Source organism: Pseudomonas sp. NPDC088429, assembly GCF_044753305.1.
Taxonomy (GTDB): Bacteria; Pseudomonadota; Gammaproteobacteria; order Pseudomonadales; family Pseudomonadaceae; genus Aquipseudomonas; species Aquipseudomonas rustica.
Window position 1 is genome coordinate 83214 of record NZ_JBIVMX010000013.1, and the last position, 12641, is coordinate 95854.

General features: G+C 62.4%; 1 protein-coding gene. It reads right to left on the reverse strand.

Annotated features, from left to right (window positions below; translation table 11 throughout):
* Position 1: 1 nt before the first annotated feature.
* Positions 2 to 12451, reverse strand: a complete 12450-nt coding sequence (locus ACIP66_RS10050; protein ID WP_400647572.1) for a non-ribosomal peptide synthase/polyketide synthase — start codon at positions 12449 to 12451, stop codon at positions 2 to 4.
* Positions 12452 to 12641: the final 190 nt, after the last annotated feature.

Below are 12641 nucleotides of genomic sequence, written 5' to 3' on the forward strand. Positions count from 1 at the left end.
TTCAAAGGGTCTCCAGGTCTGCCAGGAAATCATGCATCTCACTCAGGTCTTCGCTGGAGTGAGGGGTCAGGTGAACAGCCAGTTGCTCGGCGTACTCGCGCAGCGATGCGGTGCGGAACAGCAGGTCCAGCGGCACCGCCGCCCCTTGCTCCAGTTGCAGGCGCGCGGTGGCCTGAGTCGCCAACAGTGAATGTCCACCCAGTTCAAAGAAGTTGTCGTCGCGCCCTACCCGGTCGAGTTTGAGCACGTCTTGCCAGATGGCGGCGACGCTGTGTTCCAGCGCCCCATCCGGCGCCACGTAGGCGCGCAGCAGTTGGTTGGCGTCCGGCAGCGGCAGCGCCTTGCGGTCGAGCTTGCCGTTGGGGGTCAGCGGGAAACGTTCCAGCAGCATCCAGTGCGCCGGCATCATGTAGTCGGGCAGTAACGGAGCCAGTGCCGATTTCAACGCGTCGCGCAGGGCTGCGAGCTCGGCGTCCTGTGGCTTCGCCGCAATCAGGTAGGCCACCAGTTGCAAGCCACCCGGCCCTTCCTGCGCCACCACCGCAGCTTCGCGAATCGACGGCTGCGCCAACAGGCAGGCTTCGATTTCACCCAGCTCGATGCGGAAGCCACGAATTTTCACCTGATGGTCAACGCGCCCGAGGTACTCGATCACCCCGTCAGCGCGATAACGCGCCAAGTCACCGGTGCGGTACAGCCGCGCACCGTTGCCGAACGGATCGGGCAGGAAGCGCTCGGCGGTCAGCGCCGGCCGCTCGTGATAACCCCGCGCAAGACCATCGCCACCGATCAGCAATTCACCGATCACACCGGCCGGGTTTGGCGCAAAGTGTTCGCCGAGAATGTGCAGCGTGGTGTTGGCAATCGGCCCACCAAGGTAAGGCTGGCGCTGCTCGGCCGTCAGTTGATAAGCCGCTGACCAGATCGTCGTTTCCGTCGGCCCGTAAAGGTTCCAGACTTGCCCGGCGACCTCAAGCAGACGTGCGGCCAGATCCTCGGCCAGCGCTTCACCGCCACACAGGCATTTGCGCCCTGCAAGCCGTGCAGCCTGTGGATGATCAAGCAACATCCGCCAGGTCGACGGCGTCGCCTGAACCACGCTGACCTGCTGTTGATCGATGATCTGCAGCAGCGCCTGCGGGTCGTGCGCACTCTGCTTGTCCACCAGCACCACGCAAGCCCCGCTGAACAGCGCGCCGTACAACTCGAGCCCGAAGATATCGAAGGAGAACGTGGTCAGCGACAGCACGCGGTCAGTCGCCACAAGCCCCGGCTCACGGGCCATGCTCGCGACAAAATTGACCAGTGCCGCGTGGCGCACCATCACGCCTTTTGGCTTGCCGGTGGAACCCGAGGTGTAGATCGCATAGCTGAGGTTATCGCCGTCGACCGCCACCTGCGGATTGGCCGCCTGTGCAGCGCTGATCGGCTCTTCGAGGGAGCCCGGCACCAGCGTCTGCACACCGGCCGGAATTGGCAGCACTTGCAGCAACGACGCTTGAGTCAGCAACAACTGCAAACCGCTGTCTTCGATCATGTGCGCCAAACGCTCGCTCGGGTATTGCGGATCCAGCGGCACGTAAGCGCCACCGGTCTTGAGGATCGCCAGCAAGCCGACAATCATCTCCACGCCGCGCTCCAAAGCGATGCCGACCAGACGATCCGGGCCAACCCCTTGGGCAATCAGGCGATGGGCCAGACGGTTGGCCTGCGCATTCAGCTCGGCGTAGGTCAAGCATTGCTCACCGAACACCAGCGCTGTCGCGTCAGGCGTCTGGCTGGCGCGCGTTTCGATCAATCGGTGGATGCAGCGCGACTCGGGCCAAGGCGCTGCGCTGGCATTCCACGTCAACAGTTGCTGATTGGTTTCGGCGGCGTCGAGCAGGTTCAATTCACCCAGTGCACGCTCGCTGCCGTCGATCATTTGCAGCAACAAGCGTTGCAGGTGCAGGCCCATCTGCTCGACCGAAGCGGCCGTAAACTGTGCGCATTGATAGCTGAATTGCACCGCCAGCTCGGCAGCGAGACTGACCGACAGCGTCAGCGGATAGTTGGTTTGCTCCAGGTTATCCACGGCACCGAAACGCAGGCCTTGCGGCGAGCTCTGTTCCAGCGCCTCGGAAATCGGGTAGTTCTCGAACACCAGAATAGTGTCGAACAGCGCCTCACCGCCCAATCCCGCCCAGCGCTGAATGTCGAACAACGCAGTGTGTTCGAACTCGCGTAGCGCCAGATTCTGCGCCTGCACGCCGTGCAACCAGTCGCCGAGGCGCTGCTCCGGACGCGGGCTGGCGATGACCGGCAAGGTGTTGATGAACAGCCCGATCTGCTGTTCTACACCGAGCAGATCCGCCGGACGCCCCGACACCGTCGCGCCGAACGCCACGCAGGATTTGCCGCTGTAACGTTGCAACAGCAGCAGCCAGGCCGCTTGCACCAGCGTGTTGACCGTCACTTTTGCATCGCGGGCAAAGTCGCTCAAACGCTGAGTCTGTTCCGAATCCAGCTGCACCCGATGCTGCGCATAAGCGTGAGGCTCGACGTTTTGCGTCGGCGCCGCAAACACCTGCGCCAGACGCACCGGCTCATCCAGTTCACGCAATTGCTCGAGCCAGAAGGCTTGCGCGGCACCGGCGTCCTGTTTTTGCAACCAGCCAATGTAATCGCGATAACGCCCACTCGGCCGCGCCACCGTTTCACCGCTGTAATGCTGCAACACCTCGCCGAGCAACTGCGCGCTGCTCCAGCCGTCCATCAGGATGTGGTGGTTGGTGTAAATCAAGTGATGACGATCGGCAGCAATGCGCACCAAGACCAGACGCATCAACGGCGCAGCGTTCAAATCCAGGCCTTGCGCGCGCTCGTCATCGGCGAGGGTTTGCAGCGCCGCGTCCAGATCAGCCTGCGCGCTCCAGTCGAGCACGCGGAATGGCACGTCGAGATGACGCTGCACAACTTGAACGGGTTGATCCAGATCGCCCTGCCAGAAGAACCCGGTGCGCAGAATGTCGTGCGCATCGACCACCGCTTGCCACGCCGCGCGGAAACGCTGCGGATCAACGCCGTCGACGTCCAGACGCATCTGGTTGATGTAGTCGCCACCGCCCTGTTCGAGCAAGGTGTGGAACAGCATGCCCTGCTGCATCGGCGACAGCGGGTAGATGTCATCGACGGACTGCGGTTGTTGCACCAACACGTCGAGTTGCGCCTGCGTCAGCGTCGCCAGCGGGAAGTCCGAAGGGGTCACGCCACGATTGGCGCTGTCGCAGCAATGCGCGATCAGTGCGGTGAGTTCTTGCAGGTAGTCGTCGGCCAGACGCTGGATCGTCGCCGGGTTGAACATCTCGCTGCTGAACGTCCAGCTCAGATCCAGCTCACCGCCGAAGACTTTGCCGTCCAGCGCCAACGGGCTGCCCAGCGGGCCGGCCATGTTGACTTCTTCGCCGCCGGATTCGCTGGTCGGCACGAACAAGGCATCGTCGCCGGCATCGAAGCTGCCGTCGAACTGGCCGAGGTAGTTGAAGGTCAGGCGCGGTTTCGGCAAGGCTTGCAGCGCTTGCTGTGCAGCGCCGTCGCCGAGGTGCACGAGGGCACCGAAACCGATGCCTTTGTTGGGGATCGCGCGCAGTTGCTCCTTGATCTGCTTCAGCGAAGCGCCGAGGTCGGCGACCGGCGCCAATCGCGCCGGGAACACGCTGGTGAACCAGCCAACGGTGCGGGTCAGATCAACGTTGTCGAACAGGTCTTCGCGACCATGACCTTCCAGTTGCACCAGCACACTGTCGTCGCCGGTCCAGCGCACCATCACTCGCGCCAGCGCGGTCAGCAGCAGGTCGTTGACTTGCGTGCGGTAGGCCGCCGGAGCTTCCTGCAACAGTTGACGGGTCAGGGTTTTGTTCAGTTGCGTGCGGATCGATTGCGCCTGATTGTGTTGCTGACCGGCGTGCGGGTTGTCGCAAGGCAACTCAGTCGAAGCGCCTTGCAGCTGTTGCTGCCAGAAACCCAGTTCGGCCTGCAACGGCGCGCTCACGGCGTAGTCTTGCAGCGCCTCGGCCCAGGCTTTGACCGCACTGGTTTTGGCCGGCAGTTGCGCAGTCGCACCCGCCAGAATCTGCCGATAAGCGCTCTGCAGATCTTCGAACAGAATCCGCCACGACACGCCGTCGACCACCAGATGGTGAACCACCAATAACAAGCGTTGAGTGCCATCAGCGAGGTTCGCCAGCACCGCGCGGATCAGCGAACCGTCACTCAGTTGCAAGCTGCGCTGAGCCTGATTGCCCAGCGCTTCGAGCGCCGCGACATCGGCGACCTCGACTTGCCACAAAACGGTTTCGCCCGCTTGCGTCGCGACATCGCGGTACTGCGCCGACCAGCCTTGCGCCTGTTCGGCAAAGTCCAGACGCAGGCTGTCGTGATGCGCTACCAGTGCGTCCAGTGCTTGTTCGAGCACTTGCGCGTCGAGTGCCTGGGTCGGTTTGAGCATCACCGATTGGTTCCAGTGATGACGATCCGGAATCGGCTGCGCGAAGAACCATTGATGAATCGGCAGCAGCGCCGTTGCGCCGGTCACCGGTTGTTGATCGATCAGTTGCAGCGGCTCGCCGGTTTGCACCACGGCGGCCAGCGCCTGAATGGTCTGATGCTGGAACAGATCTTTCGGGGTGAAGCGCAAACCGGCCTGACGAGCGCGGCTGACCACTTGAATCGAGATGATCGAATCGCCGCCCAGCTCGAAGAAGTTATCGCTGAGGCCGACGCGTTCCAGCTTCAACACGTCCTGCCAGATGGTCGCCAGTTGCTGCTCCAGCGCGCTTTGCGGCGCGACATAGACTTGCTGCAATTGGCTGACATCCGGCTTCGGCAGGTTCTTGCGATCGAGTTTGCCGTTCGGGGTCAGCGGCATGCGCTCCAGACGCAAAACGTAGGCTGGAACCATGTGTGACGGCAGCGTTGCTTTGAGCTGCTCACGTAATTGCTCGGCGAAATCTTCGCGCGGCGAGTCGCTGACCACGTACGCGACCAGGCGTTTGCTGCCGGCGCTTTCCTGCGCCACAACCACCGCTTCGCGCACGCCATCAAGGGCTTGCAGACTGGCTTCGATCTCGCCGAGTTCGATGCGGAAACCACGGATTTTCACCTGATTGTCGATACGTTCCAGATAGTCGAACGTGCCGTCAGCGCGCTGTCGCACCAGGTCGCCGGTGCGATACAGCACGCCGCCGTTGCGGCTGAACGGGTCAGCGACAAAACGCTCGGCGGTCATCGCCGGGCGGTTCAGATAACCCCGCGCCACACCACTGCCGCCCAGATACAACTCACCGGCCATGCCTTGCGGCAGCAGGTTCAGATCGGCGTCCAGCACATAGGCGCTGCGATCACCGATGCGGCTACCAATCGGCGCGTACGCGGCGCCGCACGGTTCGTCGCGAGCGGCCTTCCAGATCAGCGGCGTGACCACGGTTTCGGTCGGGCCGTAACCGTTGATGATGTACTCGGGATTCAGCGCACGCTTGACCCGTTCAAAACTGGCATTCGGCACCGCATCGCCACCGAAGCAGTAGATACGCACCTTGGGCGGATTGCCGACCCGTTCGGCGTGCTCGGCCAGTTGTTGCAAGTACACCGGCGGGAATGCGACCACGGTCACGCCGTGCTCGATCATCGCGTTGTAGGTCTGCTCCGGCGTCCACAAGCTGTCGTCGCGAATCAGCAACGAGCCGCCGTGGGTCAGGCTGGTCAGCCAGCGCTCGTGGGCGCCGTCGAAGGCGAACGACATGAAGTGGAATTCGCAATCGCTGTCGCGCATTTCGTAGCGCTCACCGATGGCCAGACAGTGCATGGCCAGCGGGCCGTGGCTGACGCTGACGCCTTTCGGGTTGCCGGTGGAACCTGAGGTGTAAATCACGTACGCAAGGTTGTGCGGATCCAGCGCAACGATCGGGGCCTGCGCCGGGTTAGCGCTGAGGTCGAGGTGATCGAGTTCCAGCACGGTCAGGGTGTCAGCGATCGGCAATTGCGCCGTCACCCGCGAATCGGTCAGCAACAGCGCCAGACCGGAATCCTCCATCAGATACGCCAGCCGCTCGCGTGGGTAACTGGTGTCCAGCGGCACGTAAGCGCCGCCCGCCTTGAGCACCGCCAGCAGCGCGACGATCAAACCTTCGCTGCGCGGCAGCGCGACACCGACACGCACCTCGGCGCCAACGCCACGCGCCACCAGTTCATGGGCGAGACGGTTGGCGCGAGCATCGATGTCGCCGTAGCTGAAGTGTTGGCCGTCGAAAATCACTGCGGTGCGATCCGGCTGTTGCGCCGCCAATCGGGCGTAGCGCTGATGCACGGCGAGTTCGACCGGGTACGCCTGCGGCTGGTTTTCGAGGATCTGCCGGGTGTGTTCCTCAGCCGTTGCCAAGGCGATTTCACCGAGACGACGTTCGGCAGATTCGGCGAATTGCTCCAGCAGGTGCAGCAGTTGCGCGCTGAGACGCTCGACAGTCGCGACACCGAAATGCGTCTGATCAAAACTCATGTGCAGCGCGAGGGTTTCGCCCAGTGTCACGCCCAGGGTCAGCGGGTAGTGCGTCTGATCCTGGTTGGCCACTTCGCCGAACACCACGCCTTGCGCGGTGCCGTGTTGCAGCGCCTCGGAAATCGGGAAGTTTTCGAACACCAGCAGCGTGTCGAACAACGACTCGCCGCCCTGCCCGGCCCAACGCTGAATGTTCGCCAGCGGCGTGTGTTCGAACTCGCGCAGGCTGAGGTTCTGCGCCTGCACCGCCGCCAGCCATGCGGCTACGCTTTGATCCGGACGCGAACCGGCGATCACCGGCAAGGTGTTGATGAACAAACCGACTTGCTGCTCGATGCCAACCAGTTCCGCCGGACGCCCGGCGACGGTGGTGCCAAACGCCACGCAAGCGCTGCCGGTATAACGCTGCAACAGCAGCAACCACGCGGCTTGCACCAAGGTGTTGGCGGTGACTTTCTGCTGCCGGGCAAACTCGTTCAGGCGTTGCGTACGCGCTGCGTCGAGAGCGTAATGCTTGAGCGCATGCCCGCGCTCGGCACGCACCTCACCGCCGCCCGCCGCGGCTTGCGCGAGCACGGTTGGCTCATGGAAGTCGGCCAGTTGCGCCAGCCAGAACGCTTCGCTGACGGCGCCGTCCTGACGTTGCAGCCACTGGATGTAATCGGCGTAACGGCTCAGCGGACGCGGCGGTTGCTGGCCGGCATAACGCTGCAGCACTTCGCCGAGCATCTGCGCGCTGCTCCAGCCGTCCATGAGAATGTGGTGGTTGGTAAAGATCAGGTGATGACGCTGATCGGCGATTTGAATCAGCGTTACGCGCAGCAGGCCGGCCGCGGTCAAATCGAAGCCCTGCGCCAGATCGGCAGCCGTGAAATCCTTCAGTGCTTGCGTGATGTCAGGGCGCGCGCGCCAGTCGAGCAAGGTGTACGGCAACTCGAGACGACGATGGATAATCTGCAGTTGTTCCTGCAATTCACCCTGCCAGATAAAGCCGCTGCGCAGGATGTCGTGGGCGTCCATGGTCGCTTGCCACGCCGCACGAAAACGCTCGGGGTCGAGGCCGTCGACATCGACGCAGAGCTGGTTGATATAAGTGCCGGTGCCCTGTTCGTACAACGTGTGGAACAGCATGCCCTGCTGCATCGGCGACAGCGGATAAATGTCTTCGATGCCGGCGGCTGGCACTGCGATCGCATCCAGTTGCGCCTGAGCGATGTGCGCCAGCGGGAAGTCCGACGGCGTGATGCCCATGCTTTCCGGCAGGCAGCAATGGTTGATCAGCGCTTGCAGTTCAGCAGTGTATTCGTCGGCCAGACGGGCGATGGTCGCCTCGTTGAACTGCTCGCGGCTGAACGTCCAGCGCAGGTCGAGTTCACCGTCGTAAACCTGGCCTTCGACGCCCAGCCAGTTGTCCAGCGGCGCATCGAGACTTTGCTCCAGCCCGGCGCGCTCACCGGCCGGGCTGAACAGTGCGCCCTCCTCGGCATCGAAACTGCCGTCGAACTGGCCGAGGTAGTTGAAGGTGATGCGCGGCAGCGGCAGCGTTTTGAGCGAGGCTTGCGCCGCGTCGTCGCCGAGGTAACGCAGCACGCCAAAACCGATGCCCTTGTTGGGGATCGCGCGCAGTTGTTCCTTGATCTGCTTGATCGCGTCCGCCAGCGAATCCGCTGGGGTCAGGCGCACCGGGAACAGGCTGGTGAACCAGCCGACGGTGCGGGTCAGGTCGACGTCGTCGAACAGGTCTTCGCGACCGTGACCTTCCAGTTGAATCAGCGTGTCGGCGTGACCGCTCCAGCGGCAGATCACCCGCGCCAGCGCCGTCAGCAACAGGTCGTTGACCTGCGTGCGATACGCCGCCGGCGCCTGTTGCAGCAGTTGTTGGGTGAAGGTTTTGTCGAGGCGGCTGTGCAGCACCTGAGCGTGGCGACTTTGCAAGCTGCCCTGCGGGTTGTCGCACGGCAGATCCAGCGCCGCGCCGTCGAGTTGTTGCTGCCAGAAACGCAGCTCGGCCTGCACCGCGTCAGTCGCGGCATAGGCTTGCAGATGCTCGCCCCAAGCCTTGTACGAATTGGTTTTGGCCGGCAGTTTGATGCTCGTGCCTTGCACTGCTTGCTGATAAGCCTGTTGCAAATCTTCGAGCAAAATCCGCCACGAAACACCGTCTACCGCCAAGTGATGCACGGCCAGCAATAGACGCTGACCGCCATCGGCGACGGTCGCCAGTACCGCGCGCAACAGCGGGCCGTTTTGCAGGTTCAGGCTTTGCTGGGCCTTGGCGTACAGCCCGTGCAGATCATCAGCGTCGACACGGTCAGCCGTCCACAACAGCTCAGGATCCGTCGCGACCGGCGCCACTTCTGCACGCCAACCCTCAGCGCTTTCGACGAAGCGCGACCGCAAAGCATCGTGCTGCACCAGTAAGGCATTCAGCGCTTGCAACAGCGCCTCGGCATCCAGAACTTGATGACTGCGCAGCAGCACCGCCTGGTTCCAGTGGTGACGCTGAGGAATCTCGTCGGCGAAGAACGTCTGCTGGATCGGCAGCAGCGGCAACTCACCGCTGACCGGGCCCTGATCGATGCTTACAGCGACATTGCCTTGCTGGGCGACGCTGGCCAGACCTTGCACGGTCTGGTGCTGGAACAGGTCGCGCGGGCTGAAATGAATCCCGGCCTGACGCGAACGGCTGACCACTTGAATCGAGATGATCGAGTCACCGCCCAACTCGAAAAAGTTGTCGGTCAGTCCGACCTGTTCGAGCTTGAGCACGTCCTGCCAGATGGCTGCGATTTTCTGTTCCAGCGCACTGCGCGGCGCGACAAACGCTTGCTGCATCTGGTTGGCGTCCGGCGCCGGCAGTGCTTTACGATCGAGTTTGCCGTTGGGACTCAGCGGCAATGCACCGAGGAACAACAGCTGCGTCGGCACCATGTAATCCGGCAGGCTGTCCTTGAGTTGCGCTTTGATCGCTTCGCGCTCGGCACCTTGGGCCTCGGTTGAAGCGGCAACCACAGCGGTGTCTTTCGGCACCACGTACGCCACCAGTTGCAGGCTGCTGCCACCCTGCACCGCCAGCACCACGGCTTCTTTCACGGCATCGAGTTCTAGCAGACGTGCTTCGACTTCGCCCAGTTCGATACGGAAGCCACGGATTTTTACTTGATGGTCAACGCGGCCAACGTATTCGATCTGGCCATTGGCGTTAAAACGCGCAAGGTCGCCGGTGCGGTAAAGACGTGCGCCGTTAGTGGAAAACGGATCGGGGATAAAACGTTCAGCGGTCAAATCCGCGCGCTGGAAGTAACCCCGCGCCAGCAACTCACCGCCCATCAGCAGTTCACCAACCACGCCAATCGGCGTCGGCTGAGCGTCGGCATCCAGCAGATAGGCATGACGTCCCGGCAATGGCTGACCTATCGGCATGGTCAGCGGCAACGGCTGACGACCGAACACGTAATCGCTGCAATCCAGCGTGGTTGCGGTGACGGTGACCTCAGTCGGGCCGTAGGTGTTGAGCAACTTGACGTGCTCCAGCCCGGCCACCCGCCAGGCCTGCACACCTTCCGGCGGCATTGCTTCACCACCGCTGTGAACCTGACGCAGCGCGGCGTAATCACGCGGGCCGGCGGCGGCGAATTCCTTGGCAATCATGTTCCAGTAAGCGGTGGTCAAGTCCATGACCGTGATGCCGTGTGCAACGATATTTCGGTACAGGGTTTCGCTGTCCCAGACTTCGTTGCCGCGCAGCACCACCGAGGCGCCGCAGGTCAGCGGGCCAAACAGTTGCTCGCCGAAGGCATCGAAGTTGAACGTGGCAAATTGCAGCGCGCAATCGGCGGCGCTCAAGGCGTAGTAATGCTGCGAAGCGAAGGCGTGTTTGCTCAGTGCACCGTGGCTGATACCGACACCTTTAGGGCGGCCGGTGGAGCCCGACGTGAACATCACATAGACGAGGTTATCCGCCCACACCGCGCGTTGCGGATTGCTGTCGTCGGTAAATTCCCACGCTTCGGCTTGATCGAGGCACAGGCTGCGCACGTTATGCGGCACCGGCAGACGTTCGAGTAAATGGCTTTGCGTCAGCAGCAAACGACTGCCGCTGTCTTCGATCATGCACAGCAAGCGGTCGCGCGGGTATTGCGGATCCAGCGGCACATACGCGCCGCCAGCCTTGAGCACGGCGACAATGGCGACAATCAGCTCCAGCCCGCGATCAACCGCAACGCCGACCAGCACTTCCGGGCCGACGCCCTGCGCCAGCAATGTGCGAGACAGACGATTGGCGCGGGCGTTGAGCTGTGCATAAGTGAGTTGCTGACCGTCGAAAATCAGCGCGATGGCATCAGGTGTTTGCGCGGCCTGCGCTTCGAACAGCTCATGCACCGGGCGCTCGCTCGGCCATGTTGTGTCGTGACGACCCCAGTCCTGAGTCAGTTGCTCAAGCTCCTGCGCTTGCAGCAAACCGATCTCGCCGACCCGTTGCTGTGGATCGCTGACGATGCTGTGCAGCAGGTGTGTCCAGTGCCGCGCCATGCGTTCGATGGTTGTGCCGTCGAACAGGTCGCTGGCGTAGGTGAACGCAGCGTGCAACTGGCCGCCCTTTTCGTAGGTATCCAGGCTCAGGTCGAACTGGGTGCTGCGACTTTCCCATTCGATCACGCCGAGTTCCAGACCGCTGCCGACCTTGAGGGTGGTGACGTCAGCGACTTCCGGCTGATGGTTGTACATCACCTGGAACAGCGGGTTGTAACTCAGGCTGCGCTCCAGTTTCAGCGCCTCGACCAGCCGTTCGAACGGCAGATCCTGATGCGCCTGAGCACCGAGCGCGGCTTCCTTGAGCGCGCTGAGCAGATCCGCGAATGGTGTCTGGCCATCCAGTTGCACGCGCAGCACCTGAGTGTTGACGAAGAATCCGATCAGGCCTTCGATTTCGCGGCGATTGCGATTGGCGATGGGCACACCGACGCGCAGGTCGGTCTGCCCGGTGTAACGGTGCAGCAGAATATTGAAGGTGCCGAGCAACAGCATGAACAGCGTGACGCCATGCTGCCGGGCGACGCCGCGCAATTGCTCGACCAGCGCCGCCTCCACTACGTGCTCATGGCGACGGCCGCGATTGCTCGGCAGAACCGGACGCGGACGGTCGAGCGGCAGCTCCAGCACCGGATGCTCGTCACCCATTTGCGCCAACCAGTAATCGAGTTGACGCTGCTGCTCTCCCGCCTCCAGCCAACGCCGCTGCCACAGCGCGTAATCGCTGTACTGCACCGGCATCGGCGCCAGCTCGGCCACTTGCCCCTGATCGTGGGCATCGTAAAAGCGACAGAATTCGTCGATCAACACGTTCATCGACCAGCCATCGGAAACGATGTGGTGCAGGGTCAGCAGCAGCACGTGTTCCTGCTCGGCCAGATGCAACAGACGCACGCGCAGCAGTGGGCCGTTGGCCAGATCAAACGGCAGCAGCGATTGCTCTTCGGCTGCTGCTGCTACGCGTAATTCACGTTCGTCAGCGGGTAAATCGCTGAGGTCGACGCGCTGGATCTCCAGCGGTTGTTGCAGCGGCACTTGCAGCAGGCTGTCATCGGGCTGCTGCTGGAACACCGTGCGCAAGGTTTCATGGCGCTCGATCAGGCTGGCGAACGCTTGCTCCAGCGCCGGCTGATTCAGCCGCCCGCTCAGGCGCACCGCCGCCGGCAGGTTGTACGCGCCGCTCTGCGGATCAAGATGCCAGAGAAACCACATGCGTTGCTGGGCATAAGACAGCGCCTGCCGATCCTCGGCCTCGACCCCGGCCGGAATCGGAAACCGCGAAAAATCCACCCCTTCCCTCTGCAAGGCAGCGAGGAACATCTGGCGCTTTTCCAGGGGCAACCCGATAAACCGGCGAGCGAGTTTCAGGGAGTCTTCTGCATTCATTTCTTGGCATCCGGATCAGTAGGCAGGCAGCACAAAGGCACGTCGTCCCTATAAAACGAATGCAGACCGGAAAAATTAGCGATTGAGAACAACTATCAGACAGGGATCAATACAGAACTGTAGGAGCAAAGCTTGCTCGCGAAAGCGCTGTATCAGTCACCTTGGAGGTCGACTGAGGGCCTCATCGCGA

Coding starts and splice junctions, on each gene's coding strand:
- ACIP66_RS10050 (WP_400647572.1), bottom strand. CDS start 12,451: ATGAATGCAGAAGACTCCCTGAAACTCGCTCGCCGGTTTATCGGGTTG.